Below are 18758 nucleotides of genomic sequence, written 5' to 3'. Positions count from 1 at the left end.
AAGCCACGTCAATCAGCCAAGTTAGCCAAGATTCCAAGCCGCGGCCGGTCCGGTCCCCGGTCGCGTGTCCGGTGCGGCGCCTGTTCGGCTTCCGGGCCGGCGCGGCCACCTGTACCGGGCGATACTGCAGGCCTACTGGCCGGCGTCGTCCCCGCCGGTGTCCTCCCACATGACATCGAGGTTGCGGAAGACCGGCGGCCCGTCGCACAGGGCGGCCATCTTCGCGGCGAACTCGGAGGTCTCGGGCCGGTTGGAGTTCTCCATGGCCGACTCGTAGGACTCGAATTCAACGATCGTGAGGTAGGTGCCGGGGCGGTCGCGGTCCGCGGTAGCAAAGATGCGGCCGAACGTGGGGGCCGTGCTTCCCTCCGTTCTGGAGGGCCGGCCGAGTTCTTCAATCTCCTCGATGCGGGAGGTCTGAAATTCGATGATCTGCACAAACCTGGCCATGACGGCTCCTCGACGGCGGCGGATGCTGATGCGCTTCACGCTAGACCCTCGTCCTTGACCGTGCAAGGGCGGGCGCAAGGGCAGGTGGAAGAGGCACCTGTAAGGCAGGGACAAGCGGCGGCGCAGCAACCGGCGCCGCCGCCGTCGAGGGTCCTGCTACGGGGTCAGCAGGACCTTGATGGCGCGCCTCTCGTCCATGGCGCGGTAGGCCTCGGGCGCCTCTTCAAGGGGCATGACCGAGTCGAATACCCGGCCCGGATTGATGGTGCCGTCCAGCACGTCCGCCAGCAGTTCCGGGATGTAGGTCCGGGCCGGGGCCATGCCGCCGCCGATCGAGATGTTCGTGTCGAACAGGAAGCGCAGCGGGGCCTCGGCGCCGCCGGTGGGGACGCCCACAAAACCCAGGGCGCCGCCGGGACGGACACTGTGGAGGGCCTGCTCCATGGATTCCTTGGTCCCCACGCACTCCAGCACCGAGTCGGCCAGGACGCCGCCGAGCAGTTCGCGGACCTTGGCGACGCCTTCGTCCCCGCGTTCGGCGACGATGTCCGTTGCCCCGAATTCGCGGGCGATCGCCTGGCGGTCGGCGTGCCGCGACATGGCGATGATCCGCTCCGCGCCGAGGCGCTTGGCGGCCAGCACGCCGCAGAGCCCGACGGCGCCGTCGCCCACCACGACCACCGTGCGGCCGGGGCCGGCCTTGGCCGCGAGGGCCGCGTGGTGGCCGGTGGCCATGACGTCGGAGAGCGTGAGCAGGCTGGCGCGGAGGGCGTCGTCCGGGTCGGTGACGCCCGGGACCTTGACCAGCGTGGACTCGGCGAGCGGCACGCGGACGGCCTGGCCCTGGCCGCCGTCGATAGCCAGGCCGGTGTCATCCTTACCGCCCCAGCCGGCCAGGTGGTCGCAGGCGACCGTAACGCCGTCCAGGCACTGGGGGCACGCGCCGCAGCTGACCACGAACGGAGCGATCACGAGGTCGCCCACGGCAAGGTCTGTGATGTCCTCGCCGATGCTTTCAACGGTACCGATGAACTCGTGCCCGATCGCCGACGGCTTGTGGGTCGGCTTGACCCCGCGGTACGGCCACAGATCCGAGCCGCAGACGCAGGCGGCGGTGACCTTCACGACGACGTCGGTGGGCAGCTGGATGGTGGGGTAGTCGCGGTCTTCGACTCGGATGTCGCCGGGACCGTGGATGATGGTGGCGCGCATGGGTGCTCCTCGCATTGTGGTGGATGGGCTGGGAACGAGTTTAGTCCTCCCTGCCCGGCTGGCCATGTCGAGCCCTGCCTGCGTCCCTGGCCGAGGACGGCGCTAGCGCATGCCCTCTCGGCGGATCGCGGTGGCGATCGCCGCGGCCCGGGTTTCCACTCCGAGCTTGGCGTAAATGTGCGCCAGGTGCGTCTTCACGGTGGCCTCGGAGATAAACAGCCGCTGGCCGAGCTCACGGTTGCTGAGGCCTTCGATCAGCAGGCTCAGCAGCTCCGCTTCGCGCGGCGTCAGGATCTCGTCCGGGTTCCGCAACTGCTGGAAGAGCCGCGATGCCACCGGGGCGCTCATCACACTTTTGCCCTGGACCGCCCCGCGGATCGCGGCGAAGATCTCCTCCGGCGCGGCATCCTTGAGCAGGTAGCCCATGGCGCCGGCGTCGACGGCGCGGACAATGTCAGCGTCCGAATCGTAAGTGGTGAACACCAGCACGGCCTGCGTGCTGTTGCGGCGGCGCAGATGCTTGATGGCCTCGATGCCGTCCATGCCCGGCCCCATGGCGAGGTCCATCACCACCACGGCCGGGCCGAGCTGGTCCACCTGGACCAGCGCCTCCTCGCCGGAAGCCGCCTCGGCCACCACCTGGATATCGGGCTGCGTTCCCAGCAGTGCCCTGAGCCCGCTGCGGACTACCAGATGGTCGTCCACCAACAGCACGGTAATCGGACTCACTGTTCCTCCGCTGCAGGCAGTTGCGCGGCCACGATTGTCCCAACGCCTGGGGTGCTTTCCACCGAGAATACGCCGCCCAGTTGCTCCACCCGCTGGCGCATGGCCCGGAGCCCGTAGCCTCCGGCATCCGACGGCGGTGCCAGCGACTGCGGGTCGAAGCCGGCGCCGTCGTCGTAAACATCCAGGGTGACGGCGCCGGGCAGGAAGCCCAGCGTCACTGTGGCGCTGGCCGCCGCCGCGTGGAGCTTGGTGTTGGCCGCGGCGCTCTGGACCACGCGGAGCAGCGCGTGCCGGACGTCCGCGGGAACAGGGCGCGGCTCGCCCGTGACCAGCAGGCGCGCGCCCGGGACGTACTGGGACGCCGCCTGAAGCAGGGCATCGGGCAGCGGTGCCGTGTCCAGCCCGGGGGAGGCGAGCTCGTGGACCAGGCTGCGGGTGTCCGCCAGGTTCCGGCGCAGCATTCCGCTGGCATTCAGGACGTCCGAGCGGGCCGCCGGGCTGGGCCACGACCTGTTCGCGGCTTCCAACAGGAGGAGGCTGCTGGCCAGGCCCTGCGTCACGGTGTCGTGGATTTCCCGGGACACTCGCTCGCGCTCCTCGATGGTGCCGGCCCGGCGCTCGCTGGCGGCCAGCCGGCCCTGGGCCAGCGACACCTCGGCGTGCAGCCGGCGCTGCTCGGCGGTGTCCTGCTCGATCCGGTCGTAGATCAGCGTCAGCATGACGCCGACGGCCAGCGGCCCCAGGAGCATGGCAATATCGCTGCCGCCGCTGAGCCGGAACAGCCCCACTGCGGTGGCCGCCGCCGTCGCGCCGCCCGCCAGATAGGCGACGGTGCCGCTGAAGGCGGTCCGGCACAGGAAGAACAGCGCGAACGAGCACCATGCGAAGCTTGGCGCCGCGATCACCAGCACCGCCCACAGCGCCACCAGGACGAACATCCACACCGCCCACGGCCGGCGCCGCTGCGAGAGTACGGCGATCACGGCGTACAGCGAACACACCGCCGCGGCGAGGGCCAGCACCCACAGGTTGTCCGCGGGGCTGTGCCGCATCACGTAACGGACCGCCGACGCCACCAGCAGGACGGCAAAACCAAGATGGACGACGGCGTCAATCCGGCCCAGCGGCCCGCTTCCGGCAGCGGTGTTGTGCGGGACGGGCGCGGGGTCCGGTGCGGGGAGGGCTGGTGGAGAGGAGGGCGTGGGGAGGGCTGGCGGAGTGGAAGTCATGGGGTCCGGTTCGGGTGGGGGAGTGCTACCCACCATGCTAGGCGGGCCTGCCGTTCCTGGTCTCTCATCCATTCGGCTGATACGCCCAGCCCGATGGGGGAGGCTGCGGCAGACTAACGCCCGATGCCCTGCCAGGGTCCCGGGCGGAAGCATGGATTTCAGGCCCGGGGCACGAATCCGGGCAGTCCCCAGAACCTGATTCCAAGGAGTACCCGTGAAGATGTCCAAGAAAATCGCCGCATCCGCTGCTGTGGGAGCGCTGCTCCTGACGGGCGGGCTGACGGCCGCGGCCAACGCCGGCACCTCAGCCGTTGCTCCTGCGGAGGCGGCCGCTCCCGCCGCCGCTCCCGCCGTCGACATCCAGCCGGTTCCCGAAACCGTGGTTGCCCAGAACCGGATCAGCGTCGGCGCCTCCGCGGACGCGGTCAAGGCCGCGCTGGCCAAGTGCCAGGCGGACAAGCTGCCGTTCGTCACGGTGGCCGTGGTGGACAGGTTCGGGACCGTGCAGGCTTTGCTCCGCGGCGACAACGCTGCCGAGCACACCATTGAAGCGGCGCAGCAGAAGGCCTACACGGCTGCAGCCTTTGGCACGCCCACCAGCGAACTTGCCAAGCGCATTAACGGCAACGGTCCCAGCATCGCGGACCTCCCCGGCACACTCTTCCTGGCCGGCGGAGTCCCGCTCAAGGTCAACGGGGTCTCCGTGGCCGGGATCGGCGTGGGCGGCGCCCCGGACGGCATGCTGGACGAAGCGTGCGCAACGGCCGGCGCCCAGGCGATCGCTGCCGGGACCTCGAAGTAGGCTCCGGGTTCATGAAGCGGTTCCGGACATGGCGGCGGGTGCGGAAGGCATCCGTGGCATTCATCGCACCGGCAGTCCTGGCCGCCTGCCTGGCATCGTGCCGGGCCGGCGGAGATCCCGGCCCGCTGGAGTCACCGCCGTCGTCAGGTCCTTCAACGGTGACGGCGCCTTCAACGGTGGCGGCGCCGGCCGCCAGTACGCGTCCCGCCCTGTCACCAGAGGCGCAGGCTGACCTCGACCAGCGACTGATCCGGGCCGCAAAGTCCAATGATGCCGGGGCCGTGGCGGAGCTCATCCGGGCCGGGGGCAACGTCAACGCCAAGGACGCCATCCAGGACTCGGCGTTCCTCTACGCCGGGGCGGAGGGGTTCAACGAGGTGCTCCGGCTGACGTTGGCCGCCGGCGCGGACGTGCGGAGCACCAACCGCTACGGGGGAACGGCACTGATTCCGGCGAGTGAACACGGGCACGCTGACACCGTACGGATCCTGATCGCTGCGGGCGTGCCCGTGAACCACGTCAACAATCTGGGCTGGACGGCCGTGCAGGAAGCCATCCTGCTCAACAATGGCGGGCCACCCCAGCAGGAAGTCGTGCGCCAGCTCCTCGATGCCGGCGCGGACCCCGGCATCCGCGACCCCCAAGGCCGCACAGCCCTGGACAACGCGGAACGGCTGGGGTTCCGGGCCATCGCGAAGCTGATCCGGGAACGGAGCCAGCCGCGGTGAGTGCGGAATCTCCCCACCTTCGCGGCTCCGGTCCGCCCGGCGACGCGGAACACGCCGGTGGAGTGCGTCAAAAGGTGGGGATATTCGGCGGCGCCTTGGTGTCCGCGGCCCAGTCCCTTAGGCGGCCGAGTCCTTAGACGGCTTCGAGGACGCTGACGTAGTTCGCGATGCCCACACCGCCCATGTTCTGCACCGCGGCCCGGCGCGGGTTGGCCAGTTGCATGGCTCCGGCGGTGCCGGTGAGCTGCATGGCGGCGATGACGTGCTGGGAGACGCCGGTCGCGCCGACGGGGTGGCCTTTGGCCTTGAGCCCGCCGGAGACGTTGACCGGCAGCTTGCCGTCCTTGAAGACCCAGCCTTCCTCGAGCGCCCGGGCGCCCTGGCCGCGTTCGGTCAGGCCCATGGCCTCGTACATCAGCAGTTCGGCGATGGTGAAGCAGTCGTGGACCTCGGCGAAGTCGAGGTCATCCAGCCCGACGCCGGCCATCGCCAGGGCGCGCTGCCAGGAGGCGCGCGTGGCGGCGAATTCGGTCGGGTCCCGGCGCTCGGCCGGGAAGAAGTCGTTCGCCTGGCCGAAGCCGGCGAGCCGCACCGGGGCGGTGGTGCCGCCGGTGGGGGCAACGCTGAGGACGACGGCGGCGGCGCCGTCGGACACGGGGGAGCAGTCGGTGCGGCGCAGCGGGTCTGCCACCATCGGGTTCTTGTCCGAGACGGTGCGGCAGAATTCCTCACCGAGGTCCTTGCGGAGCTGGGCGTAGGGGTTGTCGACGCCGTTGCGGTGGTTCTTCGCCGCGATGGTGCCCAGGACGTCGCCGAGGGAGCCGTCGCCGAGACTTCCGTCGCCGTAGCGTTTCCCGTAGTGCTTGGCGACCTCGGCGAAGAGTCCGGTGAACCCCGTGGTGGAGGCCTTGCCGGCCATGTCGTAGTCCGCGCCGAGCAACGCCGCGCCCACGACGTCGGCCCCGGCCTGGGTCATCTTTTCGGCACCGATGACGAGCAGGGTCTTGGCGGTGCCGGCCAGCAGGGACTTGGTGCCCTGCTGGAACGCGGCGGAGCCGGAGGCGCAGGCGTTCTCGACCCGGGTGGACGGGACGTTGGCCAGCTGCTCCGAGACCTGGAGCGCGAGGGAGGAGGGGAAGGCCAGCGGCATCATGCCGGAGTTGAACTGGCCCAGGTAGATTTCGTCGATCTGGCCCGGCTCGATCCCGGCGTTGCCGATCGCCTCCGTGGCCACCTGCACGATCAGGGATTCCAGGGTCTCGTCCGTGAGTTTGCCGAAGCGGCTGTGTCCCCAGCCGGTGAGCAGGACGTCCTTGCCGAACTGTTCCTTCAGGCTCATGCCGTGGCTCCTTCGAATGCTGTTGTCTCTTCGGTTACTTCAAGTGCTTCGAGGGCGACATCGAACGCCGCCTCGGTCTTTTCGCGGATCTCTTCGACGGTGACGCCGGGCGCGAGGCGGGTGAGCGTGAGCTGCCGGCCGCCGCCTGTTTCGTTTTCAGGCTTGTCCAGGTCGAAGACCGCGAGGTCGCTGATGATGCGGTCCACGCAGCTCAGGCCGGTGAGCGGCAGCGTGCATTCGGTGACGATCTTGGCGGTGCCGTCCTTGGCGTTGTGCTCGGTGAGCACCACGACGCGCGGGGTGCCGGCCACCAGGTCCATGGCGCCGCCCATGCCCTTGACCATCTTGCCGGGGATGGTCCAGTTGGCGAGGTCGCCGTTCCCGGAGACCTGCATGGCGCCCAGGATCGCGACCTTCACGTGGCCGCCGCGGATCATACCGAACGAGGTTGCGGAGTCGAAGATGCTGCCGCCGGGCAGGACCGTGACGGTCTGTTTGCCGGCGTTGATCAGGTCCGCGTCTTCCTCGCCCTCATAGGGGAACGGGCCCATGCCGAGCAGCCCGTTCTCGCTCTGCAGGACAACGCGGACGCCGTCGGGCAGGTTGTTGGCCACCAGCGTGGGGATGCCGATGCCAAGGTTGACGTAGTCGCCGTCGTTCAGTTCTGCGGCCGCGATTGCAGCCATTTCATCTCGGGTCCAAGCCATGGTGGTTCTCCTAAAACGTGGGGTTGGGGGCGGCGCTCAGGCCCGGTTAGACGGCGACGGCGGATGCGGCGTGCGCCGCTTCCGCTGCCGCTTCAGGGCGGGCGCGGACGGTCCGCTGCTCGATGTCCTTGACCCGGGCGCTGGCCTGGACCAGGCGCTGGACGAACACGCCGGGGGTGATGATGTGGTTCGGGTCCAGCTGGCCGGGCTCGAGAATCACCTCGGCCTCGGCGACCGTCACCGCGCCGGCCGTCGCCACCACCGGGTTGAAGTTCTGCGCGGTGTAGCGGTAGATCAGGTTGCCGTCGGTGTCGGCCGTGTGTGCGTGGACCAGCGCGACGTCGGCCTTGATTGCGCGCTCCAGGACGAACGTCTCGCCGTCGAACTCCGCGAGCGGCTTGCCTTCGGCGACGAGGGTGCCCACGCCGGTCTTGGTGTAGAAGGCCGGGATGCCGGCACCGCCGGCGCGCAGCCGCTCGGCCAGGGTGCCCTGCGGGGTGAACTCCACCTCCAGCTGGCCGGCGAGGTACTGCTCCGCGAAAAGCTTGTTTTCCCCGACATAGGACGCGATCACCTTGCGGACCTGGCCGCCTTCGATCAGTACGCCGAGGCCCTTGCCGTCCACGCCCATGTTGTTGGATACCACCGTCAGGTCCTTCACCCCGGAGTCCCGCACGGCCTCGATCAGGTCAGCGGGGATCCCGCTGAGGCCGAAACCGCCGACGGCGAGCGTCATACCGTCCCGCAACACGTCCTGCAGCGCGGCCGCCGCCCCGGATTTCACCTTTGACATTGCATCTCCTCATTGAGCTCTTCTTGATTCCACTTGGTCCCACGTTGCAATCCACTTTGTGGACTCCATGTCTGATGAAGGAGCCTATGGTGTGTCGCGGACCACTGTCAATGCGAAAAATTCCCGCAAAATGGCGGAGTTTTACAGTGTGGACGCTATGCTTGCGAGTATCCACTATGTGGATATTCGCACGATGAGTTCCCGAAATGACGTGAGGTCAGAAATGAATGCGACACCGATCCAGGGCGCCCAGGTGGTCAGCCGGGCAGCCAGCCTGCTGCGCCTGGTCGGCCGGAAACCCGAGGGCTGTCCGCTGGTGGAGCTCGTGCGCGAATCTGGACTGACCCGCCCCACGGTGCACCGCCTGCTGAGCTCCCTGGCAGCCGAGGGCCTGCTGGACCAGGATCCGGGCAGCGGCAACTGGGTCCTGGGCCCGGAGATCCTGCTGCTGGGGTCCGTGGCCTCGGCGCGTTTCCCCCTGGAAGAGATCGCAAGGCCGAGTCTTCGCCGCCTCGCCGAAGAGACCGGCGAGAGCGCGTTTTTCTCCATCCGCCGCGGCAACGAGACGGTGTGCCTGCTGCGGGAGGAAGGCAGCTTCCCGGTCCGATCGTTCGTGCTGCACGAGGGCGTCCGGTTTCCGCTGGGCGTGGCCTCCGCGGGCACCGCCATTATGGCGTTCCTGCCGGACGAAGAGCAGGAAGAACTGCTCGGGAACTGGGCAGTCCACGCCGGCAGCTTTGCGGCCGCGCACACCGAAGCGCTCGTCAGGGAGAACCTGGAAGCGACGCGGCAGGCCGGCTATTCGGTCAACCCCGGACTGGTCCTGGAAGGCAGCTGGGGGATGGCCGCGGCGGTCTTCAACCAGCGCGGGCTTCCGGCCTGGGCGCTCTCGCTGACCGGCATCGAGCCGCGCTTCCGGGAAGACCGGCGCCCGCAGCTGGGGCGGCTGCTCATGGACGAGGCCCACCGCATCTCGACGCTGCTGCAGGCCTAGCGGTCAGCAGGAGCCCGGCGTCGCGGGTCACAAGCCGTCCCGGGGCACATTGGCGCGGACACGCCAGAGTGGGGCGCTTCAGCAGGTTATCCGGGGCTCAAAGTGCCCCCGGATCGCCGCCGCGCCACGAGGCTCTGGCTCAAAGTGCCCCTGGAACGACGGCTATTTCCACCAGGTGTCGAAAATCGTCACCGGGACGGTGCGCTTGTGGCGGGTCCGCAGGTACATCGCCTCGATCCGTTCGGCAGCGGCGTCGGGTACGTCGCGGCCCTCGAGGTAGTCATCGATCGTGTCGTAGCCCAGGCCGAGCTCGTCCTCGTCGGTGCGGCCGGGCTTGCCGTCCAGCAGGTCCGCGGTGGGGATCTTTTCCCAGATCCGGGCCGGAGCGCCGAGATCGGCCAGCAGCGCACGGTTCTGCCGCTTGTTCAGTCCGAACAGCGGCAGGATGTCTGCTCCGCCGTCGCCGAACTTGGTGAAGAAGCCGGTCACGGATTCGGCGCCGTGGTCCGTGCCGATCACCAGGTAGTTGTGCTCGCCGGCCAGGGCATACTGGGCGATCATCCGGGTCCGGGCCTTGGTGTTGCCCTTGTGGAAATCGGAGATCTCCGCGCCTACGGTCTTCTGGAACTCGTCCTCGAAGCCGTCCACGGCCGCGGAGATGTTGAACGTCCATTCGGTCTTTGCGCGCACGAAGTCCAGGGCAGCCTGGGCGTCGTCCTCGTCGTGCTGGACACCGTAGGGGAGCCGTACCGCCACGAAGTTGGCCTCGACGCCCTCGGCCTCCAGCTCCTCGACTGCCAGCTGGGCCAGCCGTCCGGCCAGGGAAGAGTCCAGGCCACCGGAGATGCCCAGGACGAAGCCCTTGGTGTGGGTGGCCTTCAGGTATTCCTTGAGGAACGCCACGCGTTTGCGCACCTCCCCGGCGGGGTCGATCCGGGGCTGCACGCCCATTTCCTCGATGATCTTCGCCTGGAGTTCACGCATGCCTCACAGCCTAGCCAGCGCTGTCAACAACCCTCAACTGTTGCGGCCGGCTCGGCGCGGGCTGCGGATCCGGGTGGCCGCTACGTTTTCGGACACGCGCTGCCCGGGTCCCCTGCGCAGCGGTCCGAAGCCGGCGCACCTGGCCGGAACCGCCGTGAAAACGGGGCCCCGCCGAGCCCGCCCACTCGAATCGGACTAGCGCTCGTCCTGCCGCGCCGGCCCAGTCGAGCCGCGGACCGTCAGGTGGGTGGGCATCACGGACCGGTTCCGGATGCCGCCGCCGGCGAGCGGGTTCAGCTGGGCCAGCAGCATGGAGACCGCCACGCGGCCGGCCTGTTCGATCGGGGAGGCCATGGTGGACAGCGGCGGATTGCAGAAGTCCGCGCCAAAGATGTCGTCGCAGCCCACGATGCTCATGTCCTCGGGTACGCGGATGCCGCGCTCGCGCAGGCGCTGGAGCATGCCGATGGCGATCAGGTCGTTGAACGCGATGCATGCCGTGACGCCACTGTGCACCGCGGCGTCCGCTGCCGCCGCGCCGGACTGTGTCTTGGGGGCGAACGGGCCGAGCCGGCGGACCTGCACGCCGCGCTCCTCGGCCGCCTCGGACAGCGCAGTCCACCGCCGTTCGCTGGATTGCGATGTCAGCGGGCCCGCCACATAGGCCACGTGGGTGTGTCCGAGTGAGATCAGGTGGTCCAGGGCCTGGCCGGTGGCGGACGGAGTGTCGATCAGAACCGCGGGAACGCCGGGAACGTCACGGTTGATGGCGACCATGGGCATCTTGGCCGCCGCGTCCAGGAGGGCGTCGTCGGTGAGCCGGGATGCGGCGACGATGATGCCGTCGGCGCTCTTGCGCAGCTGCTCCACGGTGCTGGCCTCGACCTCGTCGGATTCCTCGGTGTCCACCAGCAGCTGGGTGTACCCGGCCGCCTTGAGCTGGAGCTGGGTGCCCCGGATGAGGTCGAAGTAGAACGGGTTGGTGATATCCGGGACCAGGACCCCCACCGCGCCGGTGCGGCCGGAACTGAGCGCTTTCGCCTGGCTGTTGGGCGTGTAGTGCAGCTGGGCCGCGGCCGCCTCGATCCGCTGCCGCGTCCTGATGTTGACGCGGTCCGGGGTGGAAAGCGCCCGGGAAACGGTGGAGGCCGCCACACCACAGAGCGCGGCGATGTCATGGATGGTGGCCGGGCGGTCCACTGCTGCTGGTTGCGTCGTAGCCACGGCGCTCCTCTCTGAACGTGGTGGCCGGGCCGTGATGGCCGGGTCGGATGGGCGCTCCTGTGACTGTCGCCACAGAGCCGCTCAGCCAAGAATGCCACAGATTGTCAAAGTTTGGCAATCGGTTGTCAATCAATGGCGGCCCTAGCTAGACTGGGCCTTACACCGTTTGTGAACTGCGTCACCGCGCTGGAGCCGGCTGGAGCCGGAAGCTGCCCGCGGCGGCCGCGAAACCCAGGAGATCCGCGTGAGCAAAACCCCAACAGTCTGGCCACTCTCAGGCTTCGGCGACGAAATAGATCCGGATCCGGCAGTTCAGGCCGCCGTGCTGCTGGCACTGGGCGCCAGCCACATCGAGGTGCGCAGCGCGTGGGGCACCAACGTCTCCGAACTGGAGCCAGAACAGGTTGCCCGGCTCAAGGAAATCCTCGATGAGAAGGGCCTGAAGGTCTCGGCCGTGGCCAGCCCCATCGGCAAAGTGGACATCAGCTTGCCGGTGGAGCACGAACTCGAACGGCTCCGCCAGATCATTTCCGTGGCCAGGGGGCTGGAGACCAAGTACGTCCGCATCTTCTCCTTCTTCCGGGCGGAAGACCGCAGCGCTGAAGACATCCGCGGGGACGTCCTGGTCCGCATGGGCGCCCTTGCGGCGCTCGCCGAGGAATCCGGCGTCGTCCTGCTGCATGAAAATGAAAAGGGCATCTACGGCGATACCCCGCAGCGCGTTCTGGACATCATGGAGTCGGTGAACTCACCCGCGCTGCGTATCGCATGGGACAACGCCAACTTCGTCCAGGTGGGCGTTAAGCCCTTCACCGAGGGCTACGCCATGCTCCGTCCCTACCTCGAGTACTTCCAGGTCAAGGACGCGCTCGCCACCACCGGTGAAGTGGTGCCCTCCGGCCAGGGCGACGGCGAGCTCGACGCCACCATCGCCGCCCTCGCGGCGGACGGGTACTCCGGCTTCGCCTCGCTGGAACCGCACCTGGCCAGCGCGCACGAGCTGGGCGGCTTCTCGGGTCCGGTGGCGTTCGGCGTCGCGGCGCGCGCCTTCGCGGCGCTCGCGGCAAAAAACGGGGTTGAACTCTCTTGAATAAGACGGCGGCGGTCATCGGCTGCGGCGATGTTTCCGCAGTGCACTTCGAGGCGGTGGCAAAGCTCGACGGCGCCACGCTGGTTGCTGTCTGCGACTCGGATCCGCAGCGGCTGGCCGCCGCGGAGGCCGCGTACGGGGTCCCCGGATTCGCCGACCACCTGAGCCTGGTTGAGGCGGTTCGGCCGGACGTGGTGCACATCTGCACCCCGCATGACCAGCACGCCTCGGTGGCGGCGGACTGCCTGGAACGCGGCGTCAACGTCATCGTCGAGAAGCCGCTGGCGCATACCCTGGCGGAGGGCAGGCGGCTGGTTGAGGCAGCCTCGGCAGACCGGGCGAAAATCGCGGTGTGCTTCCAGAACCGCTACAACGCGACGGCGCAGGCCATGCACGCCCTGCTGTCCTCGGGCGAGTTGGGGGCCGTGGTGGGGGCGTCCGCAACGGTGATGTGGCAGCGCTCCGCCGAGTACTACCAAACCCGGCCGTGGCGGGGGACCTGGGCCGGCGGTGGCGGCGGGCTGATGATGAACCAGGCCATCCACACCGTGGACCTGCTGCAATGGCTGGTGGGCGACGTGGTCACCGTGACGGGCAATACGTCCACGCGGTTCCTGGGCGGCACCATCGAGGTCGAAGACACCGCTGAATTCGTTGCGGAGCACGCCAACGGTGCCCGCAGCGCGTTCTATGCCACCCTGGCCAATGCCTTCAACGCGCCGGTGACACTCGATGTGGTGACCGAGAATGCCGTGCTGAGCCTGCGGGGAGACCTCACGGTGACGCATGCGGACGGGCGGGTGGACCTCATCCCGGAGCGCCAGAGCGAATCCGGCGGCCGGTCCTATTGGGGTGTCTCGCACGAGCTGCTGATCAACGACTTCTATGGCCGGCTGGACGAGGCGGAGCCCTTCTGGATCAGCCCGGCAGAGGCCGAGAAGTCGCTGCGGATCATCAAGGATGTCTACCGGCAGAGCTACCCGGAGTCCGTGGCGCAGGTTTCCTGAGCCTTCAAATACAACCGGTTGCGCTTCCCTTGTGCCCCATTTGAGCTGTCCCTTTGCACATTTTCAAAAGTAATGTTGCAACTCCTTTGACAATCGGTTGCCAAGATCGGCAACACTGCGTACTCTGAATCTCACAAGGCCGGTGTGGCCCACGCCACACCGGCCTGATTCGTAAACATCAGGTCCCACAGATTCAAAGGAGCCAACAATGAAGTTAGGTCCCAAGGCGGCAGCGTCCGCCCTCATCCTCAGCGCGGCGATGGCGTTGACCGCGTGCGGTGGCACCGCCAATTCCGGCGCGGCCTCAGGCACTGCGGCAACAGCCCTGACGATCGGCACCATCCAGGACGTCCGGTCCTGGGACCCCGCCCAGGCACACGTCGGACACGTCCTCCAGCCCTACCAGGCCGTCTATGACACCCTGATCCTGCGCCAGCCGGACGGAAAGCTCAGCCCGATGCTGGCCACGGCGTGGAAGTACAACGCCGCCAACACCAAGCTGACCGTGGATCTGCGCACCGATGTCACCTTCAGTGACGGGGCCAAGTTCGACGCAGCGGCCGCCAAGGCCAACATGGACCACTTCAAGAAGGCCAACGGCCCGCAGATGGCCCAGCTTGCCTCCGTCCAGGACGTCGCTGTTGTGGACGCGGACACCATTGACATCAACCTCACTGCCCCGGACCCGGCCCTGGAATACTTCCTCAGCCAGGCCGCGGGCCTGATGGGCAGCCCCAAGGCGCTCGGCACCGAGGGCATCAAGACCGAACCGGTCGGATCCGGCCCCTACGTGATGGACAAGGCAGCGTCCGTCAAGGACTCCCAGACGGTGTTCACGGCCCGCAAGGACTACTGGAATAAGGACCTGCAGAAGTACCAGAAACTCACGTTCAAGATCCTGACCGACCTGACTGCCCGCACCAACGCCCTGGTCTCCGGCCAGGTGGACGCCACCATCCTGGACCCGAAGACCGGCAAGCAGGCCGAGGGCGCCAAGATGCAGCTGGCCGCCAACGAGGTCGACTGGCAGGGCCTGCTCCTCCTGGACCGGGACGGTGCCAAGAACCCCGCACTGCAGAACGTCAAGGTCCGCCAGGCCATCAACTACGCCTTTGACCGCAAGACCATCCTGGACCAGGTCATGCTGGGCCAGGGAACCCCGACGTCCCAGCCGTTCGGCAAGGCCAGCGGTGCCTGGACCGAAGCGCTGGAGAACTACTACACCTACGACCCGGCCAAGGCCAAGCAGCTGCTGAAGGAAGCCGGCTACGAAAGCGGCGTAACCCTGGAAATCCCGAGTGTTCCCGGCTTCGAAACCCAGATTTCGGTGGTCCAGCAGCAGCTCGCAGACGTTGGCATCACCCTGAAGGTGGGCGCCGCGCTGACCAACACCTTCACCTCCGATGTTGCCGCGCAGAAGTTCACCACCATGTACTTCTCCCTCTTCCAGGGCCAGCCGACGGTTGCCGTCAACCAGATCATCTCCACCAAAGCGCTCTACAACCCGTTCAAGAACGCGACGCCGGAGCTGGACGCCAAGATTGAGGCCGTGCGCGCCGGCGGTGCCGACGCGGGCAAGCTGGCCCAGGAGGTCAACAAGTACGTGGTGGAGCAGGCATGGTTCGCGCCCCTCTTCCGGGTGAACCAGATGTATTACCACAACGCCAAGGTGAACGTAACGCCGCAGATCCAGCAGGCGGTCCCGTCCATCTACAACTACTCACCGGCCAAGTAGGACCCCATGATTAGGTTCATTGCGAAAAGGCTGGGCAGCGGGCTGGTGGTGCTGGTTGTTGTCTCGGCACTCACCTTCTTCCTGCTGTATACCTCCAGCGGGAGCATCGGCCGGAACATCCTGGGCGACCAGGCCACCGCTGAGCAGGTGGCGCTGAAAGAACACGAGTTGGGGCTGGACCAGCCACTGCTGGTCCGCTACCTCGCCTGGGTTCTCGACGCCTTGAGCGGCAACCTTGGTGCTTCCTGGTTCACCTCGGAACCGGTGGCCAACTCCCTGGCCAGCCGGATCCCGGTGACCATGACCATGGTCTTCGCCGCAATGATCCTGATCGCCATTTGTGCGGCACTGATCGGTGTTGCCGCAGCGGTCAAGCGCGGCTGGGTGGACAGGGTGGTCCAGGTTGGCGCCATCATCGGCGACTCCATTCCAGGGTTCGTCATCGGCGTCATCCTGGTCACCATCCTGGCCATCCAGCTGGGCCTCTTCCCGGCCACCAGCACCATCTCCCCGGACGCGGGGGCCGACGCGTGGGTCTATTCCATGTCGCTTCCGGTGATTGCCCTGCTCATCAACGGCGTCACCGGCGGCGCGCAGCAGATCCGCAGCGCCGTCATCAAGCAACTCGAGCGTGACTACGTCCGCACCCTGCGCAGCCGCGGGATCGGCGAGCGCGAAATCCTGTTCAAGCACGTCCTGCGCAGCGCCGCCCCGGCCGGCCTGACCGTCCTGAGCCTGCAGCTGATCGGCATGCTTGGCGGCGTGGTGATCATCGAGCAGATCTTCGCCCTTCCCGGCATGGGCCCGCTGGCAGTCGCCGCTACCGGCCAGTCGGACCTCCCGGTGGTGATGGGCGTCGTGATGTACACGGTCGTCGTCGTCATTGTCGTGAACCTGTTGGTCGACATCCTCAATGGCTGGCTCAACCCGAAGGTACGTGTGTCATGAGCGATTCTGTAGAAACCGCGGCCACCGCCGCCGCACCCCAAGCCCCGATTCATGCAGGGCAGAGCGGAACGGTGGTCCGTTCCACCGTCATCCGGCGCCTGTTCAAGAACCCCCTGGGCATCGTGGCCACGACCATCCTGCTGGTGGTCGCGCTCCTGGCCATCCTGGCTCCGGTCCTGGCGCCCTTCGACCAGAACTACGCCAACATTGCCAAGACGCTCGCCGCCCCGGATTCGGTCAACATCCTGGGCACGGACAGCGCCGGGCGCGATGTCTGGAGCCGCCTGTTGTTCGGTGCGCAGCTGACCCTGCTCTCCGCCCTGCTCTGCGCCGGAGTGGCCATTGGCATCGGCCTGCCGGCCGGCTTGATCGCCGGCTACTACGCCGGCAAGTTCGAGGCCGTCTCCAACTGGGTGGTCAGCATCCTGATGAGCCTTCCCGGGCTGATCGTGCTGTTGACCATCCGGGCAGCCTTTGGCCCCTCGGTGTGGATCTCCATGATCGCCTTCGGCATCCTCATCAGCCCGTCCTACTTCCGGCTGACCCGCACGGCCGTCCAGTCGGTCCGCAACGAGCTGTACGTGGACGCCGCCCGGGTCTCCGGACTTTCGGACCTGAGCATCATCGCGCGGCACATCTTCTCCGTGGTGCGGGCCCCCATCATCATCCAGACCGCGGCCATCGCCGGGGTGGCCATCGCCATCCAGTCCGGCCTGGAATTCCTCGGCCTGGGCGATCCCACCAGGGCAACCTGGGGCGTCATGCTCTCCGAGGGCTTCAAGAACGTCTACCTGAACCCGACCCTGCTGTTCTGGCCGGCGCTTGCCATGGCACTGACCATCGGAGCCCTCGTCCTGCTGGGCAACGCCGTCCGCGACGCCCTCGAGGACGGCGAAAAGATCAGGCACCGCAAGAAAAAGGCAACGCTGGAAGGCTCGACGGCGGCGCCCGCCGCCGCGCGCACAGTACGTGCCGCTGGCGGGAGGCCCGCGGTCGCCGTCGAAACCGGAACCGAGCACCACCTGGTCAAGGTGACCAATCTCGGCGTCGGCTATCCCCAGGCGGACGGTTCCATCAAGAAGGTAGTGGACGACGTCTCCTTCCACGTGGACCGCGGCGAGATCCTGGGCATCGTGGGCGAATCCGGCTCGGGTAAGTCCCAGACCGCCTTCTCCATCCTCGGGCTGCTCCCGGACAATGCCCGCATTGTGGCCGGCTCCATCCAGTTCGACGGCAACTACACCGTGGTCCCGGGCGAAGAACGGGTCAGCCAGGAACGCCTGTCCAAACTGCGCGGCAAGCGGATTTCCTACATTCCGCAAGAGCCCATGAGCAACCTGGACCCCGCCTTCACCATCGGCTACCAGCTGGTGACGCCCATGGTGCGCGTCCTCGGGATCTCCAAGGCCGAGGCGAGGAAGCGGGCACTGAAACTGCTCACGGACGTCGGCATCGCCAACCCGGAACGGACCTTCGCCGCCTACCCGCACGAAGTCTCCGGGGGCATGGCCCAGCGTGTGCTGATCGCAGGAGCCATCAGCTGCGAGCCGGACCTGGTGATCGCCGATGAGCCCACCACGGCCTTGGACGTCACGGTGCAGGCCGACGTGCTGGACCTCCTGCGCGAGCTCCAGCAGCGCCTGAACATCGGCGTGATCCTGGTGACCCACAACTTCGGCGTGGTCGCTGACCTCTGCGACCGTGTGGCGGTCATGCAGAACGGCCGGCTCGTGGAGGAAGGATCCGTGCGCGACATCCTCCGCAATCCGCAGGAACCCTACACACAAACGCTCCTGGCATCGATGCTTGAAGGCAAGGAACCCATGTCCATGCTCGTTTCAACCCGGCAGAAAGAGTCAGTCGCATGAGCACCACGGATAGCGCGCCGCTGCTCGCGGTGGACCAGCTGGTGGTGGAGTACCCCAGCAAACACTTCCGGGCCAAGCCCTTCCGCGCCCTGACGGACATCAACATCACCATCGGCCGGGGCGAAACCCTGGGCCTGGTGGGGGAGTCCGGTTCCGGCAAGACCACCCTGGGCCGGGCCATCCTGGGACTGGCACCGGTGACCGGCGGGAAGATCAGTTTCGACGGCAAGGACATCAGCCACGCCACCCGCAAGGACCGGCGGGTCCTCAGCCGGGATCTGCAGGTGGTGTTCCAGGACCCGTACACCTCGCTGAACCCCGCCCTGGAGATCGGCGACATCCTCGCCGAACCCCTCGGCGTGCAGGGCATGGAGGCCGCGGCAGCCAAAAAGCGCGTGAAGGAACTGCTGGACCAGGTGGGCCTGCCCTCGGATGCCATCAACCGGCTGCCGCGCGAATTCAGCGGCGGGCAGCGCCAGCGGGTGGCGATCGCCCGCGCCCTGGCGCTCTCGCCCAAGCTGATCGTCTGCGATGAGCCGGTCAGCGCACTGGACCTCTCTACCCAGGCCCGCGTGCTGGACCTGTTCCTGCAGATCCAGAAGGACACCGGAGTGTCCTACCTGTTCGTCTCGCACGACCTCGACGTCGTCCGGCACATCAGCCACCGCGTCGCCGTGATGTACCACGGCGAGATCGTCGAACAAGGCCCGGCCGGCGTCGTCACCACCGATCCGGACCACCCCTACACCCAGCGGCTCCTGCTGGCGTCCCCAGTACCCGATCCGGACCGGCAGGAAGAACGCCGGGCGGATCGCCACCGGCTGCTGGAAATCCAGCGGCAACAGAGAGAACAGGCAGGTGCCCTCGCCTAGCGCTGCGCGCATGCACCAAGGAGAGGCATCAACTGACTGACAAGGCG

18 protein-coding genes are annotated in these 18758 nt (G+C 67.6%); 9 read left to right on the top strand and 9 right to left on the bottom strand.

All coding sequences use genetic code 11. From position 1 onward, the window contains the following. Window positions 1-132 precede the first annotated feature (132 nt). The 4 genes from AC1DDO_RS06290 to AC1DDO_RS06275 form a co-directional block, all read right to left on the bottom strand. Window positions 133-489, bottom strand: coding sequence for a hypothetical protein (locus AC1DDO_RS06290; protein WP_441408108.1), 357 nt, complete (start codon window positions 487-489; stop codon window positions 133-135). A 117-nt stretch (window positions 490-606) separates the two neighbouring features. Further along, a complete protein-coding gene (locus tag AC1DDO_RS06285) occupies window positions 607-1662 on the bottom strand; it encodes a zinc-dependent alcohol dehydrogenase family protein (RefSeq protein WP_476867023.1) in 1056 nt (351 codons plus the stop codon). A gap of 102 nt (window positions 1663-1764) precedes the next feature. Then, entirely contained in the window at window positions 1765-2391 is a 627-nt protein-coding gene (locus AC1DDO_RS06280) for a response regulator (RefSeq protein WP_476867024.1), read from the bottom strand. Next, window positions 2388-3620, bottom strand: a complete 1233-nt coding sequence (locus tag AC1DDO_RS06275) for a sensor histidine kinase (RefSeq protein WP_476867025.1) — start codon at window positions 3618-3620, stop codon at window positions 2388-2390. The genes AC1DDO_RS06280 and AC1DDO_RS06275 overlap by 4 nt, the downstream gene beginning before the upstream one ends. Before the next feature lie 220 nt (window positions 3621-3840). Here AC1DDO_RS06275 and AC1DDO_RS06270 point away from each other — a divergent pair, with 220 nt between their 5' ends. Together AC1DDO_RS06270 and AC1DDO_RS06265 are read left to right on the top strand one after the other, a co-directional pair. Then, the gene (locus AC1DDO_RS06270) at window positions 3841-4422 is read left to right on the top strand and encodes a GlcG/HbpS family heme-binding protein (protein ID WP_476867084.1); all 582 of its coding nucleotides are present in this window, start codon (window positions 3841-3843) and stop codon (window positions 4420-4422) included. A gap of 53 nt (window positions 4423-4475) precedes the next feature. Continuing rightward, window positions 4476-5150, top strand: a complete 675-nt coding sequence (locus tag AC1DDO_RS06265; protein WP_476867026.1) for an ankyrin repeat domain-containing protein — start codon at window positions 4476-4478, stop codon at window positions 5148-5150. A 133-nt stretch (window positions 5151-5283) separates the two neighbouring features. On the opposite strand, the gene AC1DDO_RS06260 is transcribed toward AC1DDO_RS06265, so the two are convergent. The 3 genes from AC1DDO_RS06260 to AC1DDO_RS06250 are packed head-to-tail and all read right to left on the bottom strand — an operon-like array spanning window position 5284 to window position 7989. Beyond that, a complete protein-coding gene (locus tag AC1DDO_RS06260; RefSeq protein ID WP_476867027.1) occupies window positions 5284-6489 on the bottom strand; it encodes an acetyl-CoA acetyltransferase in 1206 nt (401 codons plus the stop codon). Then, window positions 6486-7196 carry a CoA transferase subunit B gene (locus AC1DDO_RS06255; protein WP_476867028.1) on the bottom strand — a complete coding sequence of 237 codons (711 nt, stop codon included), beginning with the start codon at window positions 7194-7196 and terminating at the stop codon, window positions 6486-6488. Before AC1DDO_RS06255 ends, AC1DDO_RS06260 begins: the two co-directional genes overlap by 4 nt. A gap of 46 nt (window positions 7197-7242) precedes the next feature. Continuing rightward, entirely contained in the window at window positions 7243-7989 is a 747-nt protein-coding gene (locus AC1DDO_RS06250; RefSeq protein WP_476867029.1) for a CoA transferase subunit A, read from the bottom strand. A gap of 223 nt (window positions 7990-8212) precedes the next feature. Between AC1DDO_RS06250 and AC1DDO_RS06245 the strand changes: the two genes are divergently transcribed. Beyond that, on the top strand, window positions 8213-8983 hold the full coding sequence (locus AC1DDO_RS06245; protein ID WP_476867030.1) for an IclR family transcriptional regulator: 771 nt from the start codon (window positions 8213-8215) through the stop codon (window positions 8981-8983). Window positions 8984-9145: 162 nt separating this feature from the next. On the opposite strand, the gene nadE is transcribed toward AC1DDO_RS06245, so the two are convergent. Together nadE and AC1DDO_RS06235 are read right to left on the bottom strand one after the other, a co-directional pair. After that, on the bottom strand, window positions 9146-9967 hold the full coding sequence (gene nadE / locus AC1DDO_RS06240; protein ID WP_476867031.1) for an ammonia-dependent NAD(+) synthetase: 822 nt from the start codon (window positions 9965-9967) through the stop codon (window positions 9146-9148). Window positions 9968-10162: 195 nt separating this feature from the next. Then, window positions 10163-11191: a LacI family DNA-binding transcriptional regulator gene (locus AC1DDO_RS06235; protein WP_476867032.1), complete on the bottom strand. Its 1029-nt coding sequence runs from the start codon at window positions 11189-11191 to the stop codon at window positions 10163-10165. 244 nt (window positions 11192-11435) lie between these two features. Here AC1DDO_RS06235 and AC1DDO_RS06230 point away from each other — a divergent pair, with 244 nt between their 5' ends. The 6 genes from AC1DDO_RS06230 (at window position 11436) to AC1DDO_RS06205 (ending at window position 18711) form a co-directional block, all read left to right on the top strand. Further along, on the top strand, window positions 11436-12281 hold the full coding sequence (locus AC1DDO_RS06230; protein ID WP_476867033.1) for a sugar phosphate isomerase/epimerase family protein: 846 nt from the start codon (window positions 11436-11438) through the stop codon (window positions 12279-12281). Then, a complete protein-coding gene (locus AC1DDO_RS06225; protein ID WP_476867034.1) occupies window positions 12278-13288 on the top strand; it encodes a Gfo/Idh/MocA family protein in 1011 nt (336 codons plus the stop codon). Before AC1DDO_RS06230 ends, AC1DDO_RS06225 begins: the two co-directional genes overlap by 4 nt. A 208-nt stretch (window positions 13289-13496) precedes the next feature. After that, window positions 13497-15023 carry an ABC transporter substrate-binding protein gene (locus tag AC1DDO_RS06220; protein ID WP_476867035.1) on the top strand — a complete coding sequence of 509 codons (1527 nt, stop codon included), beginning with the start codon at window positions 13497-13499 and terminating at the stop codon, window positions 15021-15023. Window positions 15024-15029: 6 nt separating this feature from the next. Next, window positions 15030-15971, top strand: coding sequence for an ABC transporter permease (locus AC1DDO_RS06215; RefSeq protein ID WP_476867036.1), 942 nt, complete (start codon window positions 15030-15032; stop codon window positions 15969-15971). Beyond that, window positions 15968-17839 carry a dipeptide/oligopeptide/nickel ABC transporter permease/ATP-binding protein gene (locus AC1DDO_RS06210; protein WP_476867037.1) on the top strand — a complete coding sequence of 624 codons (1872 nt, stop codon included), beginning with the start codon at window positions 15968-15970 and terminating at the stop codon, window positions 17837-17839. The genes AC1DDO_RS06215 and AC1DDO_RS06210 overlap by 4 nt, the downstream gene beginning before the upstream one ends. Next, window positions 17836-18711 carry an ATP-binding cassette domain-containing protein gene (locus AC1DDO_RS06205; protein ID WP_476867038.1) on the top strand — a complete coding sequence of 292 codons (876 nt, stop codon included), beginning with the start codon at window positions 17836-17838 and terminating at the stop codon, window positions 18709-18711. Before AC1DDO_RS06210 ends, AC1DDO_RS06205 begins: the two co-directional genes overlap by 4 nt. The last annotated feature ends 47 nt before the right edge of the window (window positions 18712-18758 follow it).

Source organism: Arthrobacter sp. 10N43, assembly GCF_056394525.1.
The sequence above is the reverse complement of the archived record's forward strand: the minus strand, read 5'-3'. Positions and strand labels throughout refer to the sequence as shown.

Coding starts and splice junctions, on each gene's coding strand:
- AC1DDO_RS06205 (WP_476867038.1), top strand. CDS start 17,836: ATGAGCACCACGGATAGCGCGCCGCTGCTCGCGGTGGACCAGCTGGTG.
- AC1DDO_RS06270 (WP_476867084.1), top strand. CDS start 3,841: ATGTCCAAGAAAATCGCCGCATCCGCTGCTGTGGGAGCGCTGCTCCTG.
- AC1DDO_RS06275 (WP_476867025.1), bottom strand. CDS start 3,620: ATGACTTCCACTCCGCCAGCCCTCCCCACGCCCTCCTCTCCACCAGCC.
- AC1DDO_RS06285 (WP_476867023.1), bottom strand. CDS start 1,662: ATGCGCGCCACCATCATCCACGGTCCCGGCGACATCCGAGTCGAAGAC.
- nadE (WP_476867031.1), bottom strand. CDS start 9,967: ATGCGTGAACTCCAGGCGAAGATCATCGAGGAAATGGGCGTGCAGCCC.
- AC1DDO_RS06260 (WP_476867027.1), bottom strand. CDS start 6,489: ATGAGCCTGAAGGAACAGTTCGGCAAGGACGTCCTGCTCACCGGCTGG.
- AC1DDO_RS06250 (WP_476867029.1), bottom strand. CDS start 7,989: ATGTCAAAGGTGAAATCCGGGGCGGCGGCCGCGCTGCAGGACGTGTTG.
- AC1DDO_RS06220 (WP_476867035.1), top strand. CDS start 13,497: ATGAAGTTAGGTCCCAAGGCGGCAGCGTCCGCCCTCATCCTCAGCGCG.
- AC1DDO_RS06215 (WP_476867036.1), top strand. CDS start 15,030: ATGATTAGGTTCATTGCGAAAAGGCTGGGCAGCGGGCTGGTGGTGCTG.
- AC1DDO_RS06245 (WP_476867030.1), top strand. CDS start 8,213: ATGAATGCGACACCGATCCAGGGCGCCCAGGTGGTCAGCCGGGCAGCC.
- AC1DDO_RS06210 (WP_476867037.1), top strand. CDS start 15,968: ATGAGCGATTCTGTAGAAACCGCGGCCACCGCCGCCGCACCCCAAGCC.
- AC1DDO_RS06255 (WP_476867028.1), bottom strand. CDS start 7,196: ATGGCTTGGACCCGAGATGAAATGGCTGCAATCGCGGCCGCAGAACTG.